This window comes from Aeromicrobium endophyticum, from assembly GCF_003586285.1.
Lineage (GTDB): Bacteria > Actinomycetota > Actinomycetes > Propionibacteriales > Nocardioidaceae > Aeromicrobium > Aeromicrobium endophyticum.
Genome location: NZ_QUBR01000001.1, coordinates 1,444,629 through 1,470,632 on the forward strand (window position 1 = coordinate 1,444,629; position 26,004 = coordinate 1,470,632).

The 26,004-nt window shown below is 71.7% G+C and carries 32 protein-coding genes, 1 tRNA gene and 1 pseudogene; 25 read left to right on the forward strand and 9 right to left on the reverse strand.

Annotation, left to right across the window (positions count from 1 at the left end; translation table 11 throughout):
- The first annotated feature begins 113 nt into the window (after positions 1 to 113).
- The 13 genes from DX116_RS07060 to DX116_RS07115 all read left to right on the forward strand — a co-directional run bounded on the left by DX116_RS07060 (position 114) and on the right by DX116_RS07115 (position 11,770).
- Positions 114 to 782, forward strand: coding sequence for an SAF domain-containing protein (locus DX116_RS07060; protein ID WP_119703425.1), 669 nt, complete (start codon positions 114 to 116; stop codon positions 780 to 782).
- Between the two features lies 1 nt (position 783).
- Positions 784 to 1,602 (forward strand): P-loop NTPase family protein, encoded by an 819-nt coding sequence (locus DX116_RS07065; RefSeq protein WP_119703426.1) that lies wholly within the window; start codon positions 784 to 786, stop codon positions 1,600 to 1,602.
- Positions 1,599 to 2,906 carry a CpaF family protein gene (locus tag DX116_RS07070; RefSeq protein WP_233556594.1) on the forward strand — a complete coding sequence of 436 codons (1,308 nt, stop codon included), beginning with the start codon at positions 1,599 to 1,601 and terminating at the stop codon, positions 2,904 to 2,906. Before DX116_RS07065 ends, DX116_RS07070 begins: the two co-directional genes overlap by 4 nt.
- Positions 2,906 to 3,826 carry a type II secretion system F family protein gene (locus DX116_RS07075; protein WP_119704174.1) on the forward strand — a complete coding sequence of 307 codons (921 nt, stop codon included), beginning with the start codon at positions 2,906 to 2,908 and terminating at the stop codon, positions 3,824 to 3,826. The genes DX116_RS07070 and DX116_RS07075 overlap by 1 nt, the downstream gene beginning before the upstream one ends.
- Positions 3,823 to 4,725 (forward strand): type II secretion system F family protein, encoded by a 903-nt coding sequence (locus DX116_RS07080; RefSeq protein ID WP_119703427.1) that lies wholly within the window; start codon positions 3,823 to 3,825, stop codon positions 4,723 to 4,725. Before DX116_RS07075 ends, DX116_RS07080 begins: the two co-directional genes overlap by 4 nt.
- A 30-nt stretch (positions 4,726 to 4,755) precedes the next feature.
- On the forward strand, positions 4,756 to 4,977 hold the full coding sequence (locus tag DX116_RS19880) for a hypothetical protein (RefSeq protein WP_233556595.1): 222 nt from the start codon (positions 4,756 to 4,758) through the stop codon (positions 4,975 to 4,977).
- Entirely contained in the window at positions 4,925 to 5,362 is a 438-nt protein-coding gene (locus DX116_RS07085) for a TadE family protein (RefSeq protein ID WP_158591923.1), read from the forward strand. The genes DX116_RS19880 and DX116_RS07085 overlap by 53 nt, the downstream gene beginning before the upstream one ends.
- A complete protein-coding gene (locus DX116_RS07090) occupies positions 5,359 to 5,808 on the forward strand; it encodes a TadE/TadG family type IV pilus assembly protein (protein ID WP_119703429.1) in 450 nt (149 codons plus the stop codon). The genes DX116_RS07085 and DX116_RS07090 overlap by 4 nt, the downstream gene beginning before the upstream one ends.
- A complete protein-coding gene (locus DX116_RS20085; protein ID WP_199715949.1) occupies positions 5,805 to 6,482 on the forward strand; it encodes a TadE/TadG family type IV pilus assembly protein in 678 nt (225 codons plus the stop codon). Before DX116_RS07090 ends, DX116_RS20085 begins: the two co-directional genes overlap by 4 nt.
- 194 nt (positions 6,483 to 6,676) lie before the next feature.
- Positions 6,677 to 7,111: a hypothetical protein gene (locus DX116_RS07100; protein WP_147393609.1), complete on the forward strand. Its 435-nt coding sequence runs from the start codon at positions 6,677 to 6,679 to the stop codon at positions 7,109 to 7,111.
- A 151-nt stretch (positions 7,112 to 7,262) separates the two neighbouring features.
- Positions 7,263 to 7,880 (forward strand): hypothetical protein, encoded by a 618-nt coding sequence (locus tag DX116_RS07105; protein ID WP_119703431.1) that lies wholly within the window; start codon positions 7,263 to 7,265, stop codon positions 7,878 to 7,880.
- Entirely contained in the window at positions 7,877 to 8,953 is a 1,077-nt protein-coding gene (locus DX116_RS07110; RefSeq protein ID WP_119703432.1) for a hypothetical protein, read from the forward strand. Before DX116_RS07105 ends, DX116_RS07110 begins: the two co-directional genes overlap by 4 nt.
- A gap of 24 nt (positions 8,954 to 8,977) precedes the next feature.
- The gene (locus DX116_RS07115) at positions 8,978 to 11,770 is read left to right on the forward strand and encodes a LysM peptidoglycan-binding domain-containing protein (RefSeq protein ID WP_119703433.1); all 2,793 of its coding nucleotides are present in this window, start codon (positions 8,978 to 8,980) and stop codon (positions 11,768 to 11,770) included.
- A 64-nt stretch (positions 11,771 to 11,834) separates the two neighbouring features.
- On the opposite strand, the gene DX116_RS20410 is transcribed toward DX116_RS07115, so the two are convergent.
- Positions 11,835 to 11,966, reverse strand: coding sequence for a hypothetical protein (locus tag DX116_RS20410; RefSeq protein WP_267897684.1), 132 nt, complete (start codon positions 11,964 to 11,966; stop codon positions 11,835 to 11,837).
- A 115-nt stretch (positions 11,967 to 12,081) separates the two neighbouring features.
- Here DX116_RS20410 and DX116_RS07120 point away from each other — a divergent pair, with 115 nt between their 5' ends.
- Positions 12,082 to 12,999: a LysR family transcriptional regulator gene (locus DX116_RS07120; RefSeq protein ID WP_119703434.1), complete on the forward strand. Its 918-nt coding sequence runs from the start codon at positions 12,082 to 12,084 to the stop codon at positions 12,997 to 12,999.
- Between the two features lie 112 nt (positions 13,000 to 13,111).
- Here the strand turns inward: DX116_RS07120 and DX116_RS07125 are convergent, their stop codons facing one another.
- Complete coding sequence (locus DX116_RS07125) at positions 13,112 to 13,801, reverse strand: hypothetical protein (RefSeq protein ID WP_119703435.1); 690 nt, start codon at positions 13,799 to 13,801, stop codon at positions 13,112 to 13,114.
- Positions 13,802 to 13,999: 198 nt separating this feature from the next.
- On the opposite strand from DX116_RS07125, the gene DX116_RS07130 reads away from it, so the two are divergent.
- The gene (locus tag DX116_RS07130; protein ID WP_119703436.1) at positions 14,000 to 14,341 is read left to right on the forward strand and encodes a DUF1801 domain-containing protein; all 342 of its coding nucleotides are present in this window, start codon (positions 14,000 to 14,002) and stop codon (positions 14,339 to 14,341) included.
- An 18-nt stretch (positions 14,342 to 14,359) separates the two neighbouring features.
- Here DX116_RS07130 and DX116_RS19885 read toward each other — a convergent pair whose 3' ends face one another.
- From DX116_RS19885 to DX116_RS07145, 3 genes are all read right to left on the reverse strand, one after another.
- Positions 14,360 to 14,515: a hypothetical protein gene (locus DX116_RS19885; protein ID WP_158591924.1), complete on the reverse strand. Its 156-nt coding sequence runs from the start codon at positions 14,513 to 14,515 to the stop codon at positions 14,360 to 14,362.
- Entirely contained in the window at positions 14,512 to 14,784 is a 273-nt protein-coding gene (locus DX116_RS07140) for an SAV_915 family protein (RefSeq protein WP_119703438.1), read from the reverse strand. Before DX116_RS07140 ends, DX116_RS19885 begins: the two co-directional genes overlap by 4 nt.
- Positions 14,785 to 15,147: 363 nt before the next feature.
- Positions 15,148 to 15,218, reverse strand: a tRNA-Gly gene (locus DX116_RS07145).
- A gap of 96 nt (positions 15,219 to 15,314) precedes the next feature.
- Between DX116_RS07145 and DX116_RS07150 the strand changes: the two genes are divergently transcribed.
- Both DX116_RS07150 and DX116_RS07155 read left to right on the forward strand, forming a co-directional pair.
- Entirely contained in the window at positions 15,315 to 16,118 is an 804-nt protein-coding gene (locus DX116_RS07150; RefSeq protein WP_119703439.1) for an S-methyl-5'-thioadenosine phosphorylase, read from the forward strand.
- A complete protein-coding gene (locus tag DX116_RS07155) occupies positions 16,115 to 17,152 on the forward strand; it encodes an NAD-dependent epimerase/dehydratase family protein (protein ID WP_119703440.1) in 1,038 nt (345 codons plus the stop codon). Before DX116_RS07150 ends, DX116_RS07155 begins: the two co-directional genes overlap by 4 nt.
- Before the next feature lie 66 nt (positions 17,153 to 17,218).
- Here DX116_RS07155 and DX116_RS07160 read toward each other — a convergent pair whose 3' ends face one another.
- Positions 17,219 to 18,517 (reverse strand): hypothetical protein, encoded by a 1,299-nt coding sequence (locus DX116_RS07160; protein ID WP_233556596.1) that lies wholly within the window; start codon positions 18,515 to 18,517, stop codon positions 17,219 to 17,221.
- Positions 18,518 to 18,617: 100 nt separating this feature from the next.
- Here DX116_RS07160 and DX116_RS07165 point away from each other — a divergent pair, with 100 nt between their 5' ends.
- From DX116_RS07165 to DX116_RS07185, 5 genes are read left to right on the forward strand one after another with little or no spacing between them, the layout of a single operon-like run.
- Complete coding sequence (locus DX116_RS07165; RefSeq protein WP_199715950.1) at positions 18,618 to 19,280, forward strand: glycosyltransferase family 2 protein; 663 nt, start codon at positions 18,618 to 18,620, stop codon at positions 19,278 to 19,280.
- Positions 19,277 to 19,978 carry a TIGR04282 family arsenosugar biosynthesis glycosyltransferase gene (locus DX116_RS07170; protein ID WP_119703442.1) on the forward strand — a complete coding sequence of 234 codons (702 nt, stop codon included), beginning with the start codon at positions 19,277 to 19,279 and terminating at the stop codon, positions 19,976 to 19,978. The genes DX116_RS07165 and DX116_RS07170 overlap by 4 nt, the downstream gene beginning before the upstream one ends.
- Entirely contained in the window at positions 19,975 to 20,619 is a 645-nt protein-coding gene (locus DX116_RS07175) for a methyltransferase domain-containing protein (protein WP_158591925.1), read from the forward strand. The genes DX116_RS07170 and DX116_RS07175 overlap by 4 nt, the downstream gene beginning before the upstream one ends.
- Positions 20,616 to 21,785: a molybdopterin-dependent oxidoreductase gene (locus DX116_RS07180; protein WP_119703443.1), complete on the forward strand. Its 1,170-nt coding sequence runs from the start codon at positions 20,616 to 20,618 to the stop codon at positions 21,783 to 21,785. Before DX116_RS07175 ends, DX116_RS07180 begins: the two co-directional genes overlap by 4 nt.
- On the forward strand, positions 21,782 to 22,222 hold the full coding sequence (locus DX116_RS07185; protein WP_119703444.1) for a hypothetical protein: 441 nt from the start codon (positions 21,782 to 21,784) through the stop codon (positions 22,220 to 22,222). The genes DX116_RS07180 and DX116_RS07185 overlap by 4 nt, the downstream gene beginning before the upstream one ends.
- Here the strand turns inward: DX116_RS07185 and DX116_RS07190 are convergent.
- The 3 genes from DX116_RS07190 to DX116_RS07200 are packed head-to-tail and all read right to left on the reverse strand — an operon-like array spanning position 22,174 to position 23,503.
- Positions 22,174 to 22,641 carry a GNAT family N-acetyltransferase gene (locus DX116_RS07190; protein WP_233556597.1) on the reverse strand — a complete coding sequence of 156 codons (468 nt, stop codon included), beginning with the start codon at positions 22,639 to 22,641 and terminating at the stop codon, positions 22,174 to 22,176. The two genes, DX116_RS07185 and DX116_RS07190, sit on opposite strands and share 49 nt — an antisense overlap.
- Complete coding sequence (locus DX116_RS07195) at positions 22,638 to 23,201, reverse strand: dihydrofolate reductase family protein (protein WP_119703445.1); 564 nt, start codon at positions 23,199 to 23,201, stop codon at positions 22,638 to 22,640. The genes DX116_RS07190 and DX116_RS07195 overlap by 4 nt, the downstream gene beginning before the upstream one ends.
- 2 nt (positions 23,202 to 23,203) lie before the next feature.
- The gene (locus tag DX116_RS07200; protein WP_158591926.1) at positions 23,204 to 23,503 is read right to left on the reverse strand and encodes a Dabb family protein; all 300 of its coding nucleotides are present in this window, start codon (positions 23,501 to 23,503) and stop codon (positions 23,204 to 23,206) included.
- A gap of 45 nt (positions 23,504 to 23,548) precedes the next feature.
- Between DX116_RS07200 and dcd the strand changes: the two genes are divergently transcribed.
- From dcd to DX116_RS07215, 3 genes and pseudogenes are all read left to right on the forward strand, one after another.
- Entirely contained in the window at positions 23,549 to 24,124 is a 576-nt protein-coding gene (dcd, locus tag DX116_RS07205; protein ID WP_056603622.1) for a dCTP deaminase, read from the forward strand.
- 152 nt (positions 24,125 to 24,276) lie between these two features.
- Positions 24,277 to 25,155: pseudogene (locus DX116_RS07210) on the forward strand (pseudouridine-5'-phosphate glycosidase).
- Positions 25,152 to 25,979: a carbohydrate kinase family protein gene (locus DX116_RS07215; RefSeq protein ID WP_119703447.1), complete on the forward strand. Its 828-nt coding sequence runs from the start codon at positions 25,152 to 25,154 to the stop codon at positions 25,977 to 25,979. The pseudogene DX116_RS07210 and the gene DX116_RS07215 overlap by 4 nt, the downstream one beginning before the upstream one ends.
- The last annotated feature ends 25 nt before the right edge of the window (positions 25,980 to 26,004 follow it).

A 26,004-nucleotide genomic window follows, 5' to 3' on the forward strand; every position in this document is an offset into this window, starting at 1 on the left:
CGTGCCCCCTCGCGGGTCGGCACGACGCGTGCCACAATTTGCCCTGATCCACCGCCGGGGGACGGATCGCGCCCGCGGCTGACCCCTGCTCCACTCCCGAGAGGTCCCCACACATGGCCAGATCAAGCGCGAGCTCCACGTCCGTCTCGCGACTGCCGTCGACGCGTGAGTCGCGCCCGGCCCTGATCGGGCTCGCGGTCATCCTGATCGTCGGCGGTGCGCTCGCCTCGGCGTTCCTCGCGATCCAGTCGGGCGACCGGGCGTCGTTCGTCCAGGTCAGCCGAGAGGTGGCCCAGGGCGCGACGATCTCCGACGACGACCTCACGACGGTCAGCCTGCCCGAGGGGTTCGAGGGTGGCGTGCCGTCGTCCGACCGCGACAGCATCGTGGGCAAGACCGCCGCGGCCCGGCTCGTCGACGGCACCGTCGTGATGCGCACGATGATCTCCGACGAGCCCGGCGTCGCGGCCGACCAGACCCGCCTGGTGATCAACGTCGACTCGTCGCCGTTCATCCGCGGGCTGCAGTCCGGCGACCAGCTGGCCCTCGACGTCGGCTCGACCGAGGGCGGTCGCCGCACCGTCTACGCCGAGCTCGTCTCGGTCGGCGAGCAGCAGAGCGGCTCGATCGGTGGAGCCGGCGACGACCAGGTCTCGATCGTCGTCGCGATCGACCTGACGTGCCTGTCGACGGTGTCGCAGGGCATCGAGGACTCCTCGGTCACGCCGGCGCTGATCGGCAACGTCGACGAGTCCACGCTGCAGAAGACCTGCGAGGGCTGACATGGCGCTCCTCGCGATCGCGTCCGCCAAGGGCTCGCCCGGTGTCACCACCGCCGCGATGCTCTTCGCGGCGCTCTGGCCCCGCCCCAGCATCCTCGTCGAGTGCGATCCGGCCGGCGGCGACGTCGCCCTGCGCATGCCGGGCGCCGACGGCGAGCCCCTCGACTCCAACCCCGGCCTGCTCAACCTGGTCGCTGCGGGACGCAAGTCGCTCTACGCCGACCTGGTGCGCCAGCACACCGAGCAGATCGTCGGGGGCCTCGAGGTCATCACGGGCATGACGACGCCCGAGCAGGCGGCGGGCCTCGGCCAGTGGGACGTCCTCGGGCAGCTCTTCGCCGAGCTGCCGGGCACCGACACGGTGGTCGACCTCGGACGCATCGGCGCGGAGACGCCGCAGAACGCGATCCTGGCGTCCGCCTCGGCCGTCGTGCTCGTCGTCGACATCGTGCCGAGCAGCGTCGTGCACCTGCGCGAGCGGCTGCGCAAGGTCAGCGACGCGCTGGGCGGAGAGGTCGGCACGCCGCTGCACGTCGTGGTCGTGGCCCCGCCCAAGCGCTCTCGTGCCGTCGCCGAGATCAGGGACGCGATCGTGCAGTCGCAGACCCCGGTCGAGGGCGTGCATCACCTGGCCCACGACACCACCGGCGCCGCGTTCTTCCTCGGCCAGGTCACCGGCAGCCCGGCGCGCACGGCGCTCGTCCGGTCGGCCCAGCCGATCGTCGACGTGCTGGCCGACCGCACCGCGGGCGCCTTCGTCCCGGCCGGCCGCGGGACCGACCAGCAGCCCGCCGACCAGCAGCAGGAGGTGACCTCGTGATCGATCACGACCTGGTGCGCACCCTGCGCGGTCAGGTGGCCGACCGGCTCAACGAGCAGAGGCGCCGCGACCAGATCTCGGGCATCAGCCCGATGAGCGCCGACGACGAGCGCGAGTTCGCCCGGTCGCTCATCGTCCAGGTGCTCGAGGACCACGCCCGCTACGAGGTGGCCGAGGGACGCTCGCCCATCCCGTCCGACGTCGAGGCCAGCGTCGCCGCGGCGATCCACTCGGCGCTGTTCGGCGTGGGTCGCCTCGAGCCGCTGCTGGCTGACCCCGAGGTCGAGAACATCGACATCAACGGCTGCGACAACGTCTTCGTGCAGTACGGCGACGGCCGCGAGGAGCGCCACCCGCCGGTGGCCGAGAGCGACGAGGAGCTCATCGAGCTGGTGCAGGTGCTCGCCGCCCACACCGGCCTGTCGAGCCGCCCGTTCGACTCGGCCAACCCGCAGCTCGACCTGCGCCTGCCCGACGGATCGCGCCTGTCGGCCGTCATGAACGTGTGCGCCCGCCCGTCGATCTCGGTGCGCAAGGCGCGGCTTGGCCGGGTGTTCCTCGACGAGCTGGTCGAGAACGGCACGATGTCGGCCGACATCGGCGAGTTCCTCAAGGCGGCCGTGCTCGCGCGCAAGAACATCATGATCGCGGGCGCCACCAACGCCGGCAAGACCACGATGCTGCGAGCGCTGGCCAACGTCATCCCGGCCACCGAGCGCCTCATCACGGTCGAGCGCGCCCTCGAGCTGGGCCTCGGCGAGTACGAGGACCTGCACCCCAACGTCGTGTCGTTCGAGGAGCGCCTCGGCAACTCCGAGGGCCTGGGGCACGTGTCGATGGCCGAGCTGGTGCGCCGGTCGCTGCGCATGAACCCGTCGCGCGTGATCGTCGGCGAGGTGCTCGGCGACGAGATCGTCACGATGCTCAACGCGATGAGCCAGGGCAACGACGGCTCGCTGTCGACGATCCACGCCAACTCCTCGCTCGAGGTGTTCAACCGCATCGGCACCTACGCCATCCAGAGCAAGGAGCGGCTGCCGCTCGAGGCCACCACGATGCTGATCTCCGGTGCCCTCGACTTCGTCGTGTTCGTCCGCAAGCGCAACGACCACGCCACGGGCGGCACCCAGCGCCGCGTCGTCGAGAGCATCCGCGAGGTCGTGGGCCACGACGGCCAGGTGCTCTCCAACGAGGTCTTCGCCCCCGACCCCGACGGTCGCGCGGCCGCGCACTCGCCGATCGGCTGCGTCGCCGACCTCGAGGACCACGGCTACCGGCCCATGGTCCACGGACGGTGGGCCTGATGCTCGAGGACTACCGCCTCCCGCTGTCGATCACGGCCGGCGCCGTGCTCGGCCTCGGGTGCGTGGTGCTCTACTACGCCCTCACGCGCCAGGTCAGCGCGACCGCCGGTGCCACGCCGGGCCGTCGCGCGGTGTCGTCGCGCACGTCGCGTCGCCGCGGGCAGCAGGCCCTGGCGGGTGTGCTCGTCGGCGTCGTCGTGCTGGTCGTGACCCGCTGGGTCGTGCTCGCGGTCGTCCTGGGCGCGCTGGTCGCGTTCTGGGACAGGGCCTTCGGCGGCGCTCGTCAGGAGCGCGCCGCGATCGGCCGCATCGAGGGCCTCGCCGGATGGATCGAGGCGCTGCGCGACACGATCGCCGGTGCCGTGGGTCTCGAGCAGGCGATCCCCGCCACCGCGGTCAACGCGGCCCCCTCCATCAGGCCGTCGCTCAACCTGCTCGTCGACCGGCTGCGTGTGCGCGAGCCGCTGCCCGACGCGCTGATGAAGTTCTCCGAGGACCTCGACGACCCGTCGGCCGACCTGGTGGTCGCGGCCCTGATCCTCAACGCCCGGCTGCGCGGGCCCGGCCTGAGGGACGTCCTGTCGGCCCTGGCCTCGTCGGCGCGCGACGAGCTCGACGTGCGACGGCGGGTCGAGTCGAGCCGGCGCAGCACCCGGCGCAGCGTGCAGGTCGTGGTGGGTGTCATCGTCGGCGTGGCGGCCCTCCTGGTCGTGTTCAACCGCACCTACGTCGAGCCGTACGGCTCCCTCGAGGGCCAGCTGGTGCTCGCCGGCGTGCTGGGCGTGTTCGGCCTGAGCATCCTGTGGCTGCGCCGGCTGTCGGGCGTCGCCGAGCCCGAGCGCTTCCTCATCACGCCCGGCATGGCGAGCCCGTCGAGCGTCATCACGGCCGCACCGACCATGGCGAGGCGGGACGCATGATCCTCGAGCTGCTGGCCGGAGCCAGCGTCGGAGCGGGCATCCTGCTGATCGTCCTGGCCCTGCGTCGTCCCGTGCCCGGCGTCGCCGCGACGCTCAGCCGGCTCGACCGGCAGCGGCGTCCACGCCGGTCGCTGACGGCCAGCGCGGCCGGGGTCGAGCTCGACGGTCGACTCGATCGGGTCCGCACCACGCTGGGCGAGCGGCTCGAGGCCGAGGCCGGCGCGCGGGGCTGGCAGCTCATGCGTACCCGCGAAGACCTCGAGGTCATGAACCGCTCGATGTCGACGCACCTGGGCACCAAGGCGCTGCTGGCACTGGGTGCCTTCGTCTGGCTGCCGGTGGCCCTCAAGCTGAGCGGTCTGGTCGGGGGACTCGGCGTGCCCGTCGTCCTGGCCCTCGCCGCCGCCGTGTTCGCCTTCTTCCTGCCCGACCTGGCGCTGCACGGCGAGGCCGAGAAGCGCCGCCGCGACTTCCGGCACGTCACCGGCGCCTTCCTCGACCTCGTCGCCATGAACCTCGCCGGCGGCCGTGGCCTGCCCGAGGCGCTGATGGCGGCGTCGTCGTTCGGCGACCACTGGGCCATGGTGCGCATGCGCCAGGCGCTGTCGAACGCGCGCATCATGGGCTGGACGCCGTGGGAGGGCATCGCGCGCCTCGGCCGCGACCTCGGCGTCGAGGAGCTGCGCGACCTCGCGTCGGCGCTCGCGCTGGCCGGCGACGAGGGCGCGCGCATCCGTATGTCGCTCATGGCGCGTGCCGAGAGCATGCGGCGCAAGGAGATGGTCGACGTCGAGGGAGCAGCCGGTGAGAGCTCGCAGTCGATGCTGATGGCTCAGTTGCTCATGTGCGTCGCATTCTTGGTATTCTTGGCCTATCCCGCCGTCAGTCAGCTCGGTTGAGTGGCGGCCCATGAACCGGGGGAAAAATTCGTGTCAGCCGAAGTGTTCTACGCGATGGGCATCATCACCTTCGTGCGTGCCCGGGCCGATCGTGCCCGCCGTGACGGTTTCAACGAGCGCGGGGCCTCCGCGATCGAGTGGGCCATCATCTCGGCTGTCGTCGTCATCCTGGCGCTCGTCGTCGCCCGCGTCATCCAGGGTGTCGTCGAGGACAACTCGAACAAGATCGAGCAGGGCTCGAACACACCCTGACCGGGGCACCAGCGCGATCGAGTTCTCGATCATTGCGCCGATCTTCCTGCTGCTGATCTTCACGATCATCCAGGCGGGGCTCTACTTCTACTCCCTCAACACGGCGCAGTCGGCGTCGCGCGAGGGCGTCTCGTACCTGCGCCTGGCCGGCAACAACTCCGACCCCGGCGCGTTCATCAGGGCGGCCGAGCAGGTCACCGAGGGGTACGCCACCAAGATCGGACGCCTCAACGACGTCACTGCCGTCGGCACGATCGACACCCAGACCGGACGGGTCACGATGCGCGTGATCGGCTCGGTCGTGCTGCCCGTGGGCGGCACGGTCGAGATCCAGCAGTCGTCCGAGGCGACGCTCGAGCAGTTCCGGGGTGATCTGCGCCCATGACGACGCATCGTCCCGAGCGGGGCACGGCCAGCCTCGAGCTGGTCATCGTGGCGCCGTTCCTGCTCGCCTTGCTGTTCCTGATCATCGCCTTCGGTCGCTATGCGCAGACCGAGAGCCTCGTGGACCAGGCGGCTCGCGACGCGGCGCGGGCGGCGACGGCGCAGAACAACCGGTCGGAGGTGCCGGCGGTGGTCTCGCAGGTCGTGAAGGAGTCGATGGACGACGCGCCGGCCTCGTGCCGCAGCACGGCTGCCGCCGATCCGCCGCAGCTGTCGCAGAACGCCTTCGGCCTGCCCGATCCCGACAACCCCCTGGCGATCGAGACCGTCACCGTGACGGTGCGCTGCACCCTCGACCTCAGCGACCTCGGCGCGCTGCCCCTCAAGAAGGTCGACATCGCGCGCACCTTCACGAGCCCGCTCGACCGCTACCGGGGCTACCGGTGACGGCGCGCGACGAGCGCGGCTCGATCACGCCGTTCGTCGTCATCGTGTCGCTGGCGATCCTGATGCTGGCGGCGCTGGTCATCGACGGCGGGCGCCAGCTGAACGCCAAGGGGCGCGCGATCGCCTATGCGCAAGAGGCCGCGCGGGCCGGGGCCCAGGCCATCGACGTCACCGATCCGCGGCTCGACCTGCTGCCGAACCTGGCGCTGGCGGCGGCCAGCGACTACTGCGAGAAGGCCAAGTCGCTCGACCCGCAGCTGACCGTGTGTCGAGCGGCCCTCAAGCGGGTCAACGATCCGGCCGGCGACTTCACCGCCGTGGTCGTCACGACGCAGATCGACCTGAAGGCGGTGCTGCTGGGCCTGATCGGCCGGCAGACGCTGCAGGCAGACGGCGAGGCGCTCGCCCGTCCGGTCAGCGGCATCTCCAAGCCGGACAGTGGCAAGGTGCCGACCGTCGCTCCTCCCTCGGTCGCGCCCCCGGCCACGAGCGCGCCGACGGCCACCGCGCCGCCGGTGCCCGAGGAGGTCGAGGTGACGCCGTGCACCCCCAAACCGACCGACGACCCGGACGACGACAAGGACGACAAGGACAAGGACGACGAGGACAAGGACGACGACAAGCCCGACGAGGACGAGCCCCCGGAGTGCAAGCCGGCCGGTGACGCACCGTGATACGTGATCGCCTCGCCATCGGCGCGTCCGTCGTCCTGCTCGCAGGTGTCGTCGGGGCGTGCGGGGATGGCGATGCGCCCACACCGTCGCGCTCGACCCCCTCGGCGGCCCCGTCCCAGACGACGCCCCCCACACCGGTCGTTCCGCCGTCGCCCTCGCCCACCGTCGCGACGCGGGCACCGGGGGCGGACGGCGTGACCTACAAGATCCAGGACTTCGAGAAGCACCAGGACGACGAGGCCGTGATCGAGTGGACGCGCATCGCCGAGGGGCTGGCAGCATCGACCAACCAGGGCAGGCTCGTTCCGTGGCTCGAGCAGCGGGTCAGCAAGAAGGTGCTTCGGATCTACGCCGACGCCGTCGCGCTCTCCAGCAAGCGCAAGTACCACGTCGCGGACGTGGGTGACGTCAAGGTCCGGTCGTCGAGGACGGAGGGCGACCGTGCCGAGCTGTCCATGTGCATGTGGTCGACGACGACAGGTGTCCGCGACGAGAACGACCGAGCCGTGGGCGATGACGAGGGCATCTGGTTCAGGCAGGACGCCGTGATGAGCAAGGCGTCGGGGCAGTGGGTCCTGACGTCGATCGACGGCAGAGGTGGCACCTGCCGGGGAGGGCCCCCCACATGATCGCGTGGGTGCGTGCGAGCCGGGCTGCCCTCTCGGGCGCGCCTGACCCCGCGTCTGCCGTCGTCGTCGCCCGGTCTGGGTCGGCGTCGCAGCGTTTTCTCGGTATGGTGGTCTCCGGTCCGACATCTTTCGTCTCCGGGGGGAGCCACACGTGAAGCGTCAGTCGCTGGTCACAGGCGCCGTGGTCGTCGCCCTGGGTGGCGCGATGGCCTCGTGCAGCGGCGGCGGCAGCGACGACGAGCCCAAGCCCTCGCCGTCGAAGGCCGCACCCACGACGCCTGCGACCACGTCCGCGCCGGCTCCTGCCGCGGCGACGCAGCCGCCGGGCGCGAACGGCGTGACGTGGAAGATCCAGGACTGGCCGACCTACCAGAACGACGAGGCCGTGCTGGCGTGGACCACGGCCAACGAGACGCTGGCCGCGTCGATCAATGCCGGCAAGATCGTCGGCGGGCTCGAGCAGATGACGAGCAAGACCGTCCTGCGCAAGTACGTCAACGCGATCAACATCTCCAAGCAGAAGCAGTACCAGGCGGCGCCCGAGGGCGACGTGAAGGTCCAGTCGTCCGAGACCACCGGTGACCGCGCCACGCTGGTGATGTGCTCGTGGGCGCCCACCACGGCGATTCGAGACAAGAACAACAAGGTCGTCGGCGAGGGCGAGCAGATCTGGTTCAAGGAGAAGGCGATGCTGAGCAAGTCGTCCGGTCGATGGGTCCTCAAGACGACCGAGATCTCCGGCACGTGCCCGGGAGGTCCGCCCGCATGAGCACCATCCGCACCACCGTGGGCACCGTCCTGACGGCGCTGGTCGTCAGCCTCGGCGTCGTCACCGTGTCGTCGGGGCCGGCGCAGGCCGACTGCCCGATCGCCGAGCCGAACTGCGGTGGCGGCGACGGCACCTCAGGCGACACCAACACCCTCAGCGACGGCACCAAGCAGGCCTCGTACCAGTCGCCGACCAAGTCGTGCTCGGTGTTCGCCAACGGCGCCGGCATGGGCATGTCGTGCGTGTCGGCGGGTGGCGGCGACGCCAAGACGCTGCGCGAGCGGTTCGGCGACCAGAAGCTGCAGCGGTGCCGCTACAGCGAGATCCCCCCGGCCATCCAGAAGCCCGAGAACCTGCGTCCCTCCGAGGGCCGCTACATGCTGATGACGTGCCTGGGCAACATCGACTTCGACACCTACACGGGCGGACGTGCCCGCACGCTCGAGCTGTCGATCGTGTTCGTCGAGAACGGCACCGACATCGAGGACCGCCACAACGGCATCACCGACTTCCTCTGGAAGCAGTTCGGGTCGACCACGCAGATGCCGGTCCCGTTCATGCGGACGCGTCCCAACCCGACGCCGATCGTGGGCGTGCCGACCTTCTTCACCTTCCGCTGGCTCGACCCGGTCGACACCTCGGTCGTGGCGCAGGGTCCGTATGCCGCCAAGGCCGACGGCGGGCCGTTCCGGCGCATCGAGGTCGGCGGCGTCGTCATGGAGGCCCGCGCGACGTCCATCACGATCAACCCGAACCAGCAAGGCATCCCCACCGCGGTGTGCGACCCGTCGACACCGTACGTCGAAGGCGCCTCGGCCAAGAACCAGCCCGAGGGCTCGTGCTTCATCACGTTCCCGAGGTCGTCGGCCTCGGCGCGCAAGCTCGCGACCAAGCCGATCCCCGAGAACGTCAAGGACGCCTTCTACGCCGACGTCACGATCGTGTGGCGCGTCAGCTACGGCGACGGCACGGCCATGCAGGACCTCGGGCAGGGCTTCACGATGCGTGCTCGTCAGGTGATCCCGGTCCAAGAGGTCCAGGCGCCCAACCAGCCGCCCGCCGTCATCTACTGATCCTCTGATCCCCAGGAGCGCACGATGCCCTCGACCATCGAGAGTTCTCCCGAGAACCGGCTGCCGGCCGTCGCCGAGCCCGAGAAGCGCTGGGCACTCGTGGCGCAGGGCGCGGCGGCCCTGGTCGGCACGATCGCGATCGTCGTCGGCGTCCCGATCGGCCTGCTGTCGGCGTTCGGCACGCCGTGGCCCGACGAGAAGCCGTCGGCCGAGTGGCTGACCACGCCCACGACGGCCGAGACGGTGCTCGCGGTGCTGGCGGTCGTCGTGTGGCTCGCGTGGGCGCACTTCGTCGTGTGCCTGCTGGTCGAGGCCGTGGCCGAGCGCCGCAAGAGCGGCCTGGCCCCGCACGTCCCCGGTGGCGGCATCGGCACGCAGACGCTCGCCCGCCGCCTGATCTCGTCGATCGTGCTGCTCGCCGCGGTGACGTCGGTCGGCATGTCGTCGGCCAACGCGGTCACGGCGTCGGCCGACGAGACGGTGCAGGCGGCGCCGACGAGCCAGGTGGTGACCAGCACGGTCTCGCAGGTCGTCATGCCCGCCGAGCTGCCCGACGGCACGCTGCCGGCGGTCGGCGACCTCGAGCGGGCCACCGACACCGACGTGGCCACGGGCGTCACGACCTACTACGACGTCAAGCCTCCCAACGGGCGTCACTACGACACGTTGTGGGACATCGCCGACCGCTACCTCGGCGACGGTCGCCGCTACCAGGAGATCTGGGACCTCAACAAGGGTGTCGAGCAGCCCGACGGACGCGTGCTGCAGAAGGCCGACCTGATCCACCCCGGCTGGGTCATGAAGCTGCCCAACGACGCGAAGGGCCCGGGCCTGAAGGTCGTCGACCACGCCACGGTCGCCGAGGTGCCCGTGCAGACGCCCGCGCCCGCTAGCCAGACCGGCGCCACGGCGCAGAGCGCCTCTGCCGACGCGGGCGCCGCGGCTCAGGCCGACGGCGGGGGCCTGCAGGTCGACGGTGCCTGGACGCCGTTCTTCGGCGTCGCCGGCGGTCTCGTGCTCGCCGGAGCCTTCCTGGGCCTGCGCCGCCGCCGCGCGTCGGCCACGGCCGGCGAGTGGTGGGCCACCCGCGACCCGTCCGGCACCGATCCGCACGATCCGGTGCCCACGCCGCCCACCCCCGGCAGCCGGTTGCGCGACGAGGCCGACGTCACGACGGCCAGCTGGCTCGATCGCGCCGTGCGCTCGCTCAACTCCCGGCCCGGGTTCGCCGCGCCGGCACGGGCATCGCTGTCCGAGCAGGGGCTCGCGATGGTCTTCGACGAAGCTCCGACGGTCGAGCCGCCCGACGGCTGGACGTCCAGCGGGTCCGTGTGGTCGCTCCAGCGTGACGCCGTCGTCGGCGGCAACGGTCTGTCGCCGCTGCCGGGTCTGGTGAGCATCGGGCGCCGCGACGACGGCACGGTCTTCCTGCTCGACACCGAGTCGGTCGACGGGGTCATCGCCCTCGACGGCGACGGCGACGTCGCGCGCGGCCTGGCGCTCAGCATGGCCGTCGACGCAGCGACCCACCCGTGGGCCGACGACCGCGCGGTCACCCTGGTCGGCTTCGCCGACGACCTGTCGCACGTCGGATCGGGCAGCATCCGCCACGCCGACGACGTCGGTCGCGTGCTCGAGGGCCTCGACAACGTCGCCCGGTACCAGCGCGCGGCCTGCCGCGACGCAGGTGCCGACTCGGCTCGCGCGGCGCGGGCCAGCCACCCCGACGCGATCGACTGGAGCTACCAGCTCATCGTGTGCTCGGGCTCGCCGAGCCCCGACGAGCTGGCGCGACTCGACGAGCTGGCCGCCGACCCGACCGTCGCCCTGGGCGTCGTCATCGTCGGCTCGACCGCCACCAGCGGTCTGCGCCTGACCAGCCGGCCCGACGGGCGTGTCTCGTCGCCCATGGCCGGCATCGACGTCACGGCGCAGGTGCTCACGGTCGACGCCGTGCACGGGCTCGTCGCCCTGCACGAGCCGGCGGCCGGGTCGCAGCGCGTCAGCATGGACCAGCTGGTCGACGCCTTGGTCGCCGAGCACCGGGTGGCCGCCGAGCACGAGTCGGTCGCACGCGTTCGCATCCTCGGGCCCGTCGAGGTGTCCGCGCCCGGCGAGGTCGATCCCGGCCGCCGCGAGCTGCTCACCGAGCTGGCGTGCTTCCTGGCGATCCACCCCACCGGCGTCCACGCCAACCGCATCAGCGCGGCGCTGTGGCCCCGCGGCGTCGAGCCCGAGGTGCGCGACACCGCGCTGGCCCAGCTGTCCACCTGGCTCGGCAGCACCTCGGACGGCGAGCCGGTGCTGCAGCACGAGCTCGGCATCTGGGCGTTCGCGGCCGGCGCGGTCGACCTCGACTGGACGTCGTTCCGCGATGCGCTCAACCGGGCCAGCGACGACGGGGCTCGCCGCGCGACGCACCTGCGCGCGGCCCTCGACCTGGTCGAGGGGCCGGCCTTCGACGGCATCCCGTCCGACCGGTACGGCTGGCTGGCGGCGACGACGCTCGAGTCCGACATCGCGATGGCCGTCAACCTCACGGTGCTGGCGGCGGCCGAGGCCGCGGCCGTGCGCGACGATGAGGACGCCGCGCGCGCGGCGCTGGCCCAGGGTCTGCGCATGGCGCCGGCCAGCGAGGAGCTGTGGCGCTCGCGGCTGCGGCTGGAGTCGCACGTCGGCTCGCGCGACGACCTCGAGCAGGCCGTCAGCGACATGTACGCGGCCATCGCCGAGCACGGCTCGCCGATCGGATCGGCCGCCGAGACCGATGCGCTGGTCGACGAGCTGCTGCCGGGCTACCGCACCCGGGTCGCCTGACCGGCAGGCTCCACACGCACGAGGCCCCCGCGACATCGTCGCGGAGGCCTCGTGCGTGTGCGGGTCAGCGGATGCTGAACATGTTCGGGTAGGTGCGCGTCGGCACGGCGCCGTGGCCGTCCGTGGCGACGAGGCGGACCGTCTTGACGACGCCGACGACCGAGACCGCACCGATGAGGATTCCGAGGACGAGCATGGGGGCCTCCTTGAAGGCTGTCTGTGCGAGCCGGGGTAGCTCGTACATCCAGTGTGGGTCTGTGGAACGTCAAGGACAAGCCAACATTGCTACACGTAACATGTAGTGTTGCTACATGGACGTCAATCGGCTCGCACTGCTGCGGGAGCTGGCCGAACGAGGCACGGTCGGAGCGGTCGCCGACGCGATGAAGGTCACACCCTCAGCGGTGTCGCAGCAGCTCAAGGTGCTCGAGCGCGAGGCCGGGTACACGCTGGTCGCCCCGGCCGGCCGAGGCGTCGAGCTGACCGTCGCAGGTCGCGCGCTCGCGCAGGCCGCCACCGAGATCGCGGTCGCGATCGAGAAGGCCGAGGGTCGGTGGCGCGAGTACATGGAGCGTCCGGCCGGCCAGGTACGGCTCGCCACGTTCCCCACCGGCGGCGAGATGCTGCTGCCGGGAACGCTCACGCGCATGGCCGGAACCCCCGAGGTCGAGCTGCTGTGCTCGGACGAGGACGGCGTGACGGTCGACTTCGCCGACCTCACGCCCGACCACGACGTCGTCATCGCCGACTCGCCGACGACCAACGCGTCGTGGCACGAGCGGGGGCTGCAGGTCGTCCCGCTCATGAGCGAGCCGCTCGACGTGGCCCTGCCGGAGGGGCATCCGCTGGCCCGCAAGGCGAGCCTCTCGCCGCGCGACGTCGTCAGCGAGACGTGGATCGGCGTGCCGCACGACTACCCGTTCGACCGGGTGCTCAGCCAGGTCGTGGCCGCGACCGGCGAGCCGGTGCGCATCGCACAGCGCATCTCCGACAACGGCATCGTCGAGGCGCTGGTGGCGGCGGGTCACGGCATCGCGATCCTGCCCCGGTTCACGACCCGTGAGCACGGCAACGGCCTGGTCACCCGACCACTGGTCGGCATCCGGGCCAAGCGCGACATCGCGGCCCTGCTGCGTCCCGACCGGTTCGAGCGGCCGTCGGTCCGCCTGGTCGTCCAGGCCCTGCGCGACGAGGCCCGGGCCGTCGCCGACGCGCACCACGCGATCTGACTCCGTCCTCCGTCTGGGGGCAGGGTCGTCCGGACGCAGCGCGGTGGGCGCCCCCCGAGGAGGCGCCCACCGTGTCGTGCTCCTCACCCAACCGGCAAGGGGTCTGGTGGTGTCAGCTGGCCGGCGTCGTGTTGACGGTGATCTTGGCGACGCCCACGAGGAGCTGGTCGGTGACGGCGTCGGTCTTGAACGTGTCGTTCAGCAGGCTGGCCGCGACGGGGCTGATGTAGACCTTGGTGCCCTCGAGGATCGCGGTGTCACCCTCGGTCTGCAGCGGCTTCAGCGTCGCACCGCGCAGCTGGAAGATGAACGCCGAGGTGACGGCGGTCTTGCCGTTGACGGCCACGTCGCCGTAGACACGCGAGGCGCCCGGGTCGACGTTCAGGTTGGTGATCTCGACCTTGGTGCCGCCGGCCTCGAGCGAGAAGCCCGAGCCCTCGTGCTGGATCTGGCCGATGACGTACGGCTTGGCGGTGCCCGGCTTGAAGTAGGTGACGTTGCCGCCGGTGATCGGGAAGACGAGCGAGCCGTCCGTGAGCTTGCCTTCGCCGACGACGCCGGGCGTCAGGCCGAGGGTTTTGAGGGCGTCGGCGAAGCCGGCGTCGAGCTTGACGGCGGTGTCCTCGCCCGAGAGGGCGTTGATCCGGGCGACGGGCTTGGCGATGGCGGTCTTGGACTCGCTGGACGACGAGCTGGCCGAGTCGGACGAGTCCGACGACGAGCAGGCGGCGAGCGGCATGGCGGCCACGGCGGCGAGGGCGATACCGGCGAAGGTCTTCTTGTACGAGCGAATGGTGCTCATGTGATCCACATCCTTGGGGTTGTCGTGCTGGTGAAGTTTGGGGGGTGCTTCCACCAGTACTTCGGCACCCGGGTGGGGGTGGATGGGTGGGGGTGGTGGCTGCGGCCTGCTTGGCGGGCGGATAACCCCTGCGATTGCAGGCGAAAAAACGATCTCAGAAAGATGCCGGACGAGGCCGTTCATCCGTACGATGGGCTCATGACGACCGACTGGCGCACCGACACCGTCGACACGCTTCGCACGCTCGTGACCCGCGCCGAGCCGGACGTCGTCGAGGAGGTCAAGTGGCGCAAGCCGACCAACCCCGACGGCGTCCCGACCTTCTCGTCGTCGGGGCTCGTGTGCACGCTCGAGACCTACAAGGACAAGGTCAAGGTCACCTTCGCGAAGGGCGCGTCGCTGCCCGATCCCACGGGACTCTTCAACGCCAGTCTCGACGCCGGCACCCGCCGCGCCATCGACGTCCGCGAGGGTGAGTCGGTCGACGGCGACGCATTCGTCGAGCTCGTGCGTGCCGCCGTTGCGCTCAACCGCGGCTAGATACGGAGCGGGCCGCCGTCACACCAGCGCCCGCATGACGACGGCCAGCCCGGAGGCGAGGCCGACCGCGGCGGCGACCAGGGGGAGTCCTCCGGTCCGTTCGAGGAGGTCGAGCCAGGGGTGGGCCGCTCGTGGGGCGTGGTGGTGGCGGAGCGTCGTCATGGTGCCGGTCACGCGCAGATCGGACGGTCGGGCGCGCTGCTGCACAGATCGGCCACGATGAGCTGCGGATCGACCTGGATCGTCCGGATGCCCAGCGGCGACAGCAGCGCGTTCAGGGCGCCCTCGCTCAGGCGCACCCACTCGCGGTTCGGCTGCACGGCCTCGAGCGCGGCGATCGAGCTGTACGCGATGCCGACCCGTGTGCCGTTGCGCTGACGAGCCGTCATGGGAGTCAGGGTGCCGAACGGCGAGTGGCGGACGGGGACGACCAGGGTGTCCATGGGATGGTGCTCCTTCGTGGGTGATGTGCTGACATCACGAACGTAGGACCGTGCTGGGCTGCTGGGAACGGGCTTGACGGCATCTTGACGTGCCCTTGACGGCCTCGCTGCGCGGGCCTCTCTGCGCTCGGAGCCGATGACGGGATCCCTTGGCGGGCGCGGCCTGCTGGCGGCTTCGCCGCGACGGAGGCCCCGCGGGGAGGGGCCCTCTCGATTCCCGTCACCGGCGCCTCGCTGTGCTCGGAGCCGATGACGGGATCCCTTGGCGGGCGGCGCCTGCTGGCGGCTTCGCCGCGACGGAGGCCCCGCGGGGAGGGGCCCACTCGATTCCCGTCATCGGGCGGGACGCGCTTCGCGCGTGAGAGCCGATGACGGGAATCGAACCCGCATATCTTGCTTGGGAAGCAAGCGCTCTACCACTGAGCTACATCGGCGCGACGTCCTTCGACGTCATGGGCAGTCTAGCCAGTCCGGGAGGGCGCACGGATGCGTGGTTCGCGGGGTGACGGCTCAGGTGCCATGCTCGGGGGATGACTGAGCTCGCGCGTCCCGACGTCGCCGTCATCGGCGGCAGCGGCTTCTACACCTTCCTCGACGACCCCCAGGAGGTCGAGGTCGACACCCCCTACGGCAAGCCGTCCGCCCCCATCTCCGTCGGCACCGTCGAGGGGCGTCCTGTCGCGTTCCTGCCCCGGCACGGCGCGCACCACGACTTCCCGGCCCACCGCGTGCCGTACCGCGCCAACATGTGGGCGCTGCGCAGCCTCGGCGTCCGGCAGGTGCTGGCGCCGTGCGCCGTCGGCGGCCTGCAGGTCGAGCACGGGCCCGGCACCTTCGTGGTCCCCGACCAGCTCGTCGACCGCACCAGCGGACGTCACCAGACGTACTTCGACTCCGGTGCGTGCCACGTCTCGTTCGCCGACCCCTACTGCTCCAGGCTGCGTCACCACCTGCTCGACGGGCTGGCCGAGCAGACGCCGGTCGACGGCGGCGCGATGGTCGTCATCGAGGGTCCGCGGTTCTCGACCCGTGCCGAGTCGAAGTGGTACGGCGCGCAGGGCTGGGCCGTGGTCAACATGACCGGGCACCCCGAGGCGGTCCTCGCTCGAGAGCTGGCCCTCTGCTACGCCACGGTCGCCCTCGTCACCGATCACGACGCCGGCGTCGACGAGGCCTCGGCCGTCAGCATGGACGCCGTGTTCGAGGTGTTCGCCGCCCACACCGACACGCTCAAGGGCGTGCTCGCCGAGGTGGTCGCCGGCCTCGGCACCGACCGCGACTGCGAGTGCTCGCACGCCGTCGACGGCATGGACCTCCCGATCGAGCTGCCGTGAAGATCCTGCTGACGGGCGCTGCCGGCTTCATCGGCACCCACATCGGACGCATCGCGCGCGAGCGCGGGCACGAGGTCGTCGCGCTCGACATGTTCCTCGACAAGGCGCACGGTCCCGGTGAGCGTCCGCCGGGGTTCGAGCAGCTCGACCTGCGCTCGGCGCGGCTCGACGACGTGCTCGACGGCATCGACGTGGTCTGCCACCAGGCGGCGATGGTCGGCAACGGGGTCGACGCGCAGGACCTGCCCGACTACGCCGAGCACAACGACGCCGGCACGGCCCGACTGCTGGCCGCGATGGCCCGCCGCGGTGTCGACCGCCTGGTGCTCGCCTCGTCGATGGTCGTCTACGGCGACGGGCGCTACACGTGCCCCGAGCACGGCGACGTCCCGCCCGCGCAGCGCCGCGAGGACGACCTGTCGGTGGGCCGCTACGACCCCCGTTGCCCCGTGTGCGGCGGCGACATCACGTGGCGTCGCATCTCCGAGGACACCCCCTTCCTGCCACGCACGAGCTATGCCGCGTCGAAGATCGCGCAGGAGCACTACGCATCGGCCTGGTGCACGCTGGAGGGCTCGCGGGCCGTGGCGCTGAGGTACCACAACGTCTACGGCCCGGGCATGCCCGCCGACACGCCCTACGCCGGCGTCGCGGCGATCTTCCGCTCGGCGATCGCGCGGGGCGAGGCCCCTCGGGTCTTCGAGGACGGAGCCCAGGTGCGCGACTTCGTGCACGTCCACGACATCGCGCGGGCCAACGTGCTGGCCGTCGAGCAGGTGGCCGACCACGAGCCGGGCCTGACGCCCTACAACATCGCGTCGGGCACGACGTTCACGATCGGTCAGATGGCGTCGACCCTCGCGGCCGCGGCAGGCGGCCAGCAGCCGGTGCTGACGGGCGACTACCGAGCCTTCGACGTGCGCCACGTCGTGGCGTCGCCCGAAGCGGCGAAGGCCGGCCTGGGCTTCGAGGCCGAGATCCGTCCGGAGGAGGGCCTCGCCGCCCTCGCCACCGACCCCCTGCGCACCCGCTAGACCTGCGGTGTGTGACGTCTACGGCGTCACGGGTCGCCCGTGACGCCGTAGACGTCACACATCGCGTCACCAGCGGGTGAGGAGCAGCTGCTGGGCCAGCAGGGCCAGCAGCACCTGCGACGCCAGCAGCGGCTTGTGCCAACGCTCGGGCAGCAGGGCAGGGAGGGCGACGATCCAGATCGTGAACGGCAACCAGATGCGCTCGACCTCGGCCTTGCTCATGCCCGACAGGTCGGCCACGACGATGGTCGCCGCGGCGGCCGCGGCCAGCTGAGCCAGCACGTTGCGCTCGCGCAGCGCCCGCACGGCCGTCGGGAACGCCGCCCAGACGGCCAGGCCCGCCGTGAACGTCCACGCCGCGAGATTGGCCCACACCCAGTACGAGAACGCCCGCTCGGACGCGATGCCGTCGTAGTAGCGCTCGCGCAGCACGGGATAGGCCTCCCACCACGCGAACCCGCCGAGGGTGAACGCCGCGGCCACGACCAGCGCACCGCCCAGGGCCCACGGCAGGGGCCGCCAGCTGCGCGCGACGACCAGCACCGTGACCGCGAGGATGCCCAGCAGCGGCAGTCCGTACGACAGGTACACGCAGTAGCCGAGCAGCAGGCCTGATCCGACGGCCGGCAGCGCGCGGCGGTGCACGGCGGCGACGGCGAGCAGCGCCAGCCCCCACGCCGCCACCGCCGTGAACACCGCATCGCCGTTGACGCCCATCCACACCGCGCTGGGCGCCAGCACGATCCACGGCACCACCGAGCGGGCAAGCGCCTCGGAGCCGAGCGCACGCAGCGTGATCATGACCGCGACGATCGCCGTGCTGGCGATCGTCACGCACACGACGCCGATCCAGAACGGGTCGGTGATGCCGAGCCGGTCGAGCCCCACGAAGTAGAGCAGCGCGCCGGGCGGGTGGCCCGCGACGTGGACGTACCAGTTGTCGGGCGCATCCATCGGGATGCGGTCGATGAACGTCTGCAGCATCGTGTGGATCGAGCCGACGCTCTGCGCGTCGTAGACGTACTCCTGCCGGCGCTCGAACGTCCGGGCCAGCCCCTCGGTGCCCTCGGTCATGGCGACGGCGACGATCCACAGCCATGCCGTCGCGAACGCCGTGGCGAGCAGTGCTCGCCACGGCAGCGTGCGGGTGAGCCGGGGCAGCACCCCCACGAGCACCAGCCCGATCGCGATCGCGGGCAGGGTCAGGACGCCGAAGCGGGGGTCCCAGTCGGCGTGCAGGGGCGGGAAGTGCACGCGGACGTCGTCGTCGAGCCACTGCGGGACGACCATCGCGGCCACGACGAGCACCAGACCGGCACCGGCCGACAGCACGGCTGCTCGGGGGCTCGTCGGGATCCTGGGCACGCCGCAAGCCTAGGGTGGAGGCGGTCGCCCGGCCCGATGGAGACAGGTGGACGATCCCTCTGCGGGTGCGACCAATCGCCACGCCCCCTAGGTTCGAATCATGACCATGAGCACCTGCGATGTCGTGATCCCGTGTCGGGACGAGGCTCTCGCGCTGCCGACCGTCCTCGCGGAGACCCCCGAGGGCTGGAACGTCATCGTCGTCGACAACGGATCGACCGATGGCACCGCCGATGTCGCGAGGTCGCTGGGCGCCCGGGTCGTCAGCGAGCACCGTCCGGGCTACGGCGCCGCCGTGCACACCGGGATGCTCGCCGCGACGTCCGAGTTCGTGGCCGTCATCGACGGCGATGCGTCGATGCGCCTCGACGAGCTCGTGCCCATGCTCGACATCGTCCGCTCCGGCGCCGCGACCATGGCCGTCGGACGGCGTCGCCCCGTCGGGCGGGGCGTGTGGCCCTGGCACGCACGGGCCGGTACCACGATGCTCGCCGCTCTGATCCGCCACCGCAGCGCGTTCGGCATCCACGACCTCGCGCCGATGCGCGTCTGCCGCCGCGACGACCTGCTGGCCCTCGACGTGAAGGACCGGCGCTTCGGCTATCCCCTCGAGCTGATGCTCAAGGCTGCCGAGGCGGGGTGGACGGTCAGCGAGATCGACGTGTCGTACGACCGCCGTGCCGAGGGCACGAAGTCGAAGGTGTCGGGCTCGGTGCGCGGCACGGTCCGCGTGGCCCACGACTTCGCGAAGGTCATGCGATGACCGCCCCGACGCTGCTCGTGGTGGCCAAGGCGCCCGTCCCCGGATTGGCCAAGACCCGCGTCGCCCGGACGGTCGGCGACGACGTGGCCGCCGACCTGGCCGCCGCCGCGCTGCTCGACACCCTGGCCACGGCCACGGCCGTCGGCTGGCCGGTCGTGGTGGCCATGACGGGAGACCTGTCGCGGGCAGCCCGCGCCGACGAGATCCGCGAGGCCCTCGAGCCCCTGAAGGTCATCCCCCAACGCGGTGACGGTCTGGCCGAGCGCTTGGCCAACGCGCACGCCGACGCCGCCGCCGGCTCGACCGCGGGCATCGTGCAGGTGGGCATGGACACCCCGCAGCTGCTGGTGGCGGACTACCTCGACGCCGGTCGCACCGTCGAGCTCGGCAGCATCGTCGTCGGCCCCGCCACCGACGGCGGGTGGTGGCTGCTGGGCCTGCCCGACCCGTCGCTCGCCGCGGCGCTGACCGGGGTCGAGATGTCAGCGTCCGACACGGGCGCCAGGACGGTCGAGGCCCTTGGCGGCGACGTCGTCACGCTCCGGACGCTGCGCGACATGGACACGTGGGACGACGCGGTCGAGATCGCCGGCACCGTCCCCATCTCGCTGATCGCCGACGCCGTCAGCCGGCAGCTGGCGAGCGCTGCCGAGGCTGACGAGACCGACACGACCGACGAGACCGGATCGCCGTCATGAGTCTCGCCTTCGACCCGGTCAGCGCCTACGACGCGGCCTTCACCGGCAAGATCACCCACGTGGTCGACGACGTGGGAGGCATCGAGCCCTTCGACGTCGCGATGTGGTCGTCCGAGCCCGACTGGGTCGATCGTGAGCTGTTCATCGACCCGTGCGACGCCGAGACGATCGACATCGGCTGCGGTCCGGGACGGCTCGTCGGTGCGCTGGCGGCCCGCCGCATCTTCGCGATGGGCATCGACGTCTCGAAGGAGGCGGTCCGTCAGACCCGCGACCGGGGCGCGCTGGCGCTGCTGCGCGACGTCTACGCCACGATCCCCGGCGAGGGACGCTGGTCGTTCGCCCTCCTGGCCGACGGCAACCTGGGCATCGGGGGAGACCCCGTCCGGCTGCTCGCACGGGTGGGCGATGTGCTCGTCCCGGGAGGCCAGGTCATCGCCGAGGTCGCCGACCGCGGCGCGGGGCTCGTCCACGAGCGTCGTCGACTCCGGGTCGACGGACGCCTGTCGGTGCCGTTCGACTGGGCCGTCGTGGGCCTCGACGCCATCGCGGGTGTCGCAGCCGCCGCGGGCATGCGGGTGGTCTCGACACAGACCGCCGGTGGGCGTCACACTGCCACCATGGTCCGGACCTTGCCGTGAGACTGCCCACCGTCGCCGACATCGAGCGACGGATACCGCGCCCGGACGACTTCGACAGCAGGGCGCGGGGGCCCGAGCTGACGGCACGGGTCGGCACGGCCCTCGGCATCTGCTTCGCCGTCTGCTTCCTCACCGGCATGTGGAGCCACCTGCAGTACAGCACCCCGGGGTGGCTGACCCTGAGCCCGAACCCGACCCAGCTGTACCGGTGGACGCAGGGGCTGCACATCGTCTCCGGCACGGCGGCCATCCCGTTGCTGCTGGTCAAGCTGTGGTCGGTCTTCCCGAGACTGTTCATCCGGCCCGGACGCGGCGCCCGCGCGCTGGTCGTCGAGGCGCTGGAGCGCGTGTCGATCGCGGCGTTGATGGGCGCGACGTTCTTCATGCTCGCGAGCGGGACGCTCAACATCATCGGCTGGTACCCCTGGGAGTTCAGCTTCCGCCGCACCCACGAGGCCGTCGCCTGGGTGGCGATCGGCGCACTGCTCGTGCACATCGGCGTCAAGCTGCCGGTCATCCGCACGGCGCTCGGCGCGCCGGTCGAGCATGCCGAGCACGACCTCGACCCGTCGGCGCCGACCCGTCGCAGCGTGCTGCTGGCGGCGTTCGCGGCATCCGGGCTCGCCGTGGTGCTGACGGCTGGGCAGACCGTGCCGTGGCTGCGGCGGGTGTCGGCGTTCTCGGTGCGGCCCGGCGACGGCCCCCAGGACCTGCCGGTCAACCGCACCGCCGCGGGTGCCGGCACCGCGAAGACGGCGCTCGACCCCGCGTGGCGGCTCGAGCTCGTCGCCGGTGACCGGACGGTCTCGCTCTCGCGCGACGAGCTGCTCGCGATGCCGCAGAGCACCCACCGCCTGCCCATCGCGTGCGTCGAGGGCTGGAGCCGCAACGCGACCTGGACGGGCGTGCCGCTGCGCGACCTGCTCGCCCTCGTGGGGGCCGACGCCGACTCCGACGTGGTGGTGAGGTCGTTGCAGACGCGTGGCGCGTTCGGCTCGTCACGGGTCGTCGGCAACGTCGCCAAGGACGGCCGGACGATGCTGGCGCTGGCGCTCAACGGCGCGACGCTCGACATCGACCACGGCTACCCGGCCCGGCTGATCGCCCCCAACCGTCCGGGCGTGTTCCAGACCAAGTGGATCAACCGCATCGAGGTCGGCGCGTGAGGGCCGTCCGCGGGCTCCTCGTCGCCCTGGGCGTCGGCTGCGGGCTGTGGGGGGTGTGGCTGATGCGCGACTTCACCCGCGAGCAGCTGACGTCCGAGGCCTTCTGGCTCGCGGGCGGGGTGGTGCTGCACGACGCGGTGCTCGCGCCGGTCGTGGTGGGCATCGGGTACGCGGCCTCGCGGGTGCTGCCGGCGCACTGGCGCAGCGCGACGGCGACGGCCTTCGTCGTCTGGGGGACGCTGACGGTCGCCTTCCTGCCGGTGCTGAGCGGTCAGGGCGGCAAGCCCGGCAACGACACGATCCTCGGCAAGCCGTACGTGCTCAGCTGGGTGGTGCTGACCCTCGTGCTCGCGGCCTACGCGGGCGTCGCGGCCCTGCTGCGGCGGCGTCAGGCCAGGTCGAGCGACATGAAGACGCTCCACGGATCCGGCTCGTAGTCGGCGAACGGCTCGCCGTACGTGAAGCCGTGGCGCTCGTAGAGGCGGCGGGCCGGGGCGAACGGCGAGTTGCTGCCGGTCTCGAGGCTGACCCGGCGGTATCCGCGCGATCGAGCGGCGTCGAGCAGGTGCACCAGCACCAGGCTCGCGACGCCCTGGCCGCGGAAGGCGTCCGCGGTGCGCATCGACTTGATCTCGCCGTGCGCCGGGTCGATCTGCTGGAGCGCGCCGCAGCCGGCCAGCGCGTCGCCCGACCACGCGCTCCAGAACGTCACGCCGTCGCCCCGCAGGCTGTCGACGTCGAGCGCGTGGACGCTCTCGGCGGGGGTGTGGCTGTGCATGTCGTCGAGGTGCTGCTCGAGCAGGGCGATGACCTCGGCGCCCGTCAGGTCGTCCTCGCGGACGACGAGCTCGGTCACCGGACGCCCGACGGTCGCAGCACGCGGTGGTGCAGGTGGACGACCTCGCCGAAGCGGTGCTCGTCGACGAGCTCGAGATCGGTGCGGACGCCGTCGGGCAGCCACCGCGCACCCCCTCCGACGACGACGGGGTGCGCGAAGGTGTGGATCTCGTCGACCAGCCCGGCCGCGAGGGCCTGACCGGCCAGCTCGGGCCCGCCGATCAGCACGTCGGTGTCGGAGGCCTCGACGAGCGCGCGCACCGCGTCGACGTCGAAGTCGCGCTCGATGCGGCTGCGAGCGGTGGACGTCACGGCCAGCGACCGGGAGTAGACGACCTTGTCGGCGGCCTGCCACAGCTGCGCGAAGTCGACCATGAAGGGGTCGGGGTCGTCGACGGTCTCCCAGAACGACATGACCTCGTACATGCGCCGGCCGTAGAGGTGCGTGCCCATCGGACGCACCAGGTCGGCGATGTAGGCGTGGACCTGCTCGTCGGGCTGCGACCAGGTGAAGCTGCCCTCGGCGTCGCTGGCGTAGCCGTCGAGGGACACGTTGCAGGAGTAGACGAGTCGGCCCATGGTCAGGATCCTTCGACGTCGATCACGAGGACGCGGCGCAGGCACCGCTGGAGCACCGCCACCGCGTCCTGGTGGCGCGGCGCGACCAGGTAGTCGTCGCGGGCCGCCGCCGACTCGAACACTGCGACGGCGGCGTGGGTGAACCCGTCCGAGAGCGGCTCGGGGCTCACGTTGGGTCCGACCGTCATCGATCGCACCCCGGGGAGGTCGACGAGCGCGCGCAAGCCCTCGACCGCGGCGGTGACCTGCTCGGGCACGGCCGGGTCGAGGTCGAGCAGGACGGTGTGGACGATCGGCGGCACGGCGCCATTCTCTCGCACGCCGGCCCGATGCGTTAGTTTCGACTCGTGCTCCTCTCAGACCGCGACATCCTGGCCGAGATCGAGGCCGGACGGGTCGGCCTCGACCCCTTCGACCCCGGCATGATCCAGCCGTCGAGCATCGACGTCCGGCTCGACAAGTTCTTCCGGGTGTTCGACAACCACAAGTACCCGCACATCGACCCGGCCGCCGACCAGTCCGACCTGACGCGCGAGATCGAGGTCGCGTCCGGCGAGGAGTTCATCCTGCACCCCGGCGAGTTCGTGCTCGGGTCGACGTACGAGCTCGTGACGCTGCCCGACGACATCGCGGCGCGCCTCGAGGGCAAGTCGTCGCTCGGTCGCCTGGGGCTGCTGACGCACTCGACCGCCGGCTTCATCGACCCCGGCTTCTCGGGCCACGTGACGCTCGAGCTGGCCAACGTCGCGACGCTGCCGATCAAGCTGTACCCGGGCATGAAGATCGGCCAGGTCTGCTACTTCCGCCTCAGCTCGGCGGCGGACAACCCGTACGGCTCCGAGAAGTACGGCTCGCGCTACCAGGGCCAGCGCGGCCCCACCGCGTCCCGCTCGCACGCCAACTTCCACCGCACCGAGATCTGAGCGCGCCGCAGTCGCACCCGTTCCCGCGAGTGGCGCAGTTCTGCGTTTTCGAGACGGCGTGTTGCGCGAATCTGCGCCACTCGGGGACGGGAATGCGCCACTCGCGTCCGTAGACTTCGGGGGTGACTCTTCCCCTCAGCATCTCGCCCGCCGTGCAGTCCGCGCTCGACGAGGGGCGGCCCGTCGTCGCGCTCGAGTCGACGATCATCTCGCACGGCCTGCCGCGTCCCGACAACCTGCACGCCGCCCGCCGCTTCGAGTCGATCCTGACCGACGCCGGCGTCGTCCCGGCGACGATCGCGGTGCTCGACGGCGTCCTCAAGGCCGGTCTCACCGATGACGAGCTGGTGCGGGTGGCCGGCTAGGACATCCCCAAGCTGAGCGTCCGCGACCTGCCCATCGCGATCGCCCGCGGCGGCAGCGGGGCGACGACCGTCGCGGCGACGTCGTACATCGCGAACCTCGCCGGCATCCGTGTCTTCGCCACGGGCGGGCTCGGCGGCGTCCACCGCGGCGCGTCCGAGACGTTCGACGAGTCGGCCGACCTGACGATCCTGTCGCAGGTGCCGATCACGGTCGTGTCGGCCGGCGTGAAGTCGATCCTCGACATCCCGGCGACGCTCGAGCGCCTCGAGACCCTGAGCGTCCCGGTGCTCGGCTACGGCACCGACCGGTTCCCGAGCTTCTGGCTCACCGACTCGGGCTTCGAGCTCGACTGGACGGTGCCGGACGCCGCCGCGGTCGCCGACGTCATGGCTGCGCGTGACGCCCTCGGCCAGCAGGCCGGCATCCTCGTCGCCAACCCCCTGCCCGTCGAGGAGCAGCTCGACCCCGCCGTGCACGACCGGGCCCTGACCGACGCCCTGCGCATGGCCGACGAGCAGGGGCTGACGGGCAAGGAGGTCACGCCGTTCCTGCTGCTGACGATCGTCGAGCTGACCGGCGGCGAGAGCCTGGCGGTCAACCTCAAGATCGCCGAGAACAACATCCGGGTCGCCGGGGAGATCGCGCTGTCCTGGTCGGGACGATGACGATCCTGGTCGTCGGCGACCTGGTCGACGACATCGGCGTGCGTCCGCTCGGGGCGGTCAACGCCGCCAGCGACACGGTCTCGGAGATCCGGATGACGGCGGGTGGGTCGGCCGCCAACGTCGCGGCCTGGCTCGGGCACCTGGGGGCCGACGTGAGGTTCGTCGGACGCTGCGGAGCCGACGCCGTCGAGCGTCATGAGTCCGCGCTCGTCGCGTACGGCGTCGACGCTCGCCTCACGGGCGACCCCGACCTGCCCACGGCGACGATCGTGCTGACGCTCGACGCCGAGGCCGACCGGACGATGTACGTCGACCGGGCCGCCAACGCGACCATGACGTCCGAGCACGTCCCGGACGACGCCTGGGACGACGTCACGTGGCTGCACCTGACGGGCTACTCGTTCTTCGACGACGCGGTGCGTCCCCTGGCGCTCGAGCTCGTCGCCGAGGCGCGGCGGCGCGGAGCCGGCGTCAGCATCGACCCGAGCTCGCTCGGCTTCGTCGAGGCGGCAGGGCGCGACACCGTCGTCGGGTGGCTCGCCGATGCCGACCTCGTGTTCCCCAACGAGGACGAGCAGGGATTCCTGCGGCTCGCCGGCGACGGGGTCGTGCTCACGCGCGGGGCCGACGGGGCGTCCTTCGCCGGTCGGACGGTCGCGGCGCTCGAGGCGCACGTCGTCGACACGGTGGGCGCGGGCGACGCGTTCGCGGCGGGCTTCCTCAGCCGGTGGGTGCCCGGGCGCGACGCGGAGGCGTCGCTGCGGGCCGGCGCCGAGGCCGCGGCCGGGTGCGTCTCGGTGCGCGGGGCCCGTCCAGTCGTCTGACGTCCATCCCAGCCCCGCGAGTGGC

Coding starts and splice junctions, on each gene's coding strand:
- DX116_RS07075 (WP_119704174.1), top strand. CDS start 2,906: ATGCTCGAGGACTACCGCCTCCCGCTGTCGATCACGGCCGGCGCCGTG.
- DX116_RS07090 (WP_119703429.1), top strand. CDS start 5,359: ATGACGACGCATCGTCCCGAGCGGGGCACGGCCAGCCTCGAGCTGGTC.
- DX116_RS07170 (WP_119703442.1), top strand. CDS start 19,277: ATGACCGCCCCGACGCTGCTCGTGGTGGCCAAGGCGCCCGTCCCCGGA.
- DX116_RS07110 (WP_119703432.1), top strand. CDS start 7,877: ATGAGCACCATCCGCACCACCGTGGGCACCGTCCTGACGGCGCTGGTC.
- DX116_RS07060 (WP_119703425.1), top strand. CDS start 114: ATGGCCAGATCAAGCGCGAGCTCCACGTCCGTCTCGCGACTGCCGTCG.
- DX116_RS07065 (WP_119703426.1), top strand. CDS start 784: ATGGCGCTCCTCGCGATCGCGTCCGCCAAGGGCTCGCCCGGTGTCACC.
- DX116_RS07080 (WP_119703427.1), top strand. CDS start 3,823: ATGATCCTCGAGCTGCTGGCCGGAGCCAGCGTCGGAGCGGGCATCCTG.
- DX116_RS07215 (WP_119703447.1), top strand. CDS start 25,152: ATGACGATCCTGGTCGTCGGCGACCTGGTCGACGACATCGGCGTGCGT.
- DX116_RS07120 (WP_119703434.1), top strand. CDS start 12,082: ATGGACGTCAATCGGCTCGCACTGCTGCGGGAGCTGGCCGAACGAGGC.
- DX116_RS07195 (WP_119703445.1), bottom strand. CDS start 23,201: ATGGGCCGACTCGTCTACTCCTGCAACGTGTCCCTCGACGGCTACGCC.
- DX116_RS20410 (WP_267897684.1), bottom strand. CDS start 11,966: ATGCTCGTCCTCGGAATCCTCATCGGTGCGGTCTCGGTCGTCGGCGTC.
- DX116_RS07130 (WP_119703436.1), top strand. CDS start 14,000: ATGACGACCGACTGGCGCACCGACACCGTCGACACGCTTCGCACGCTC.
- DX116_RS07140 (WP_119703438.1), bottom strand. CDS start 14,784: ATGGACACCCTGGTCGTCCCCGTCCGCCACTCGCCGTTCGGCACCCTG.
- DX116_RS07115 (WP_119703433.1), top strand. CDS start 8,978: ATGCCCTCGACCATCGAGAGTTCTCCCGAGAACCGGCTGCCGGCCGTC.
- DX116_RS07125 (WP_119703435.1), bottom strand. CDS start 13,801: ATGAGCACCATTCGCTCGTACAAGAAGACCTTCGCCGGTATCGCCCTC.
- DX116_RS07165 (WP_199715950.1), top strand. CDS start 18,618: ATGACCATGAGCACCTGCGATGTCGTGATCCCGTGTCGGGACGAGGCT.
- DX116_RS07150 (WP_119703439.1), top strand. CDS start 15,315: ATGACTGAGCTCGCGCGTCCCGACGTCGCCGTCATCGGCGGCAGCGGC.
- DX116_RS07175 (WP_158591925.1), top strand. CDS start 19,975: ATGAGTCTCGCCTTCGACCCGGTCAGCGCCTACGACGCGGCCTTCACC.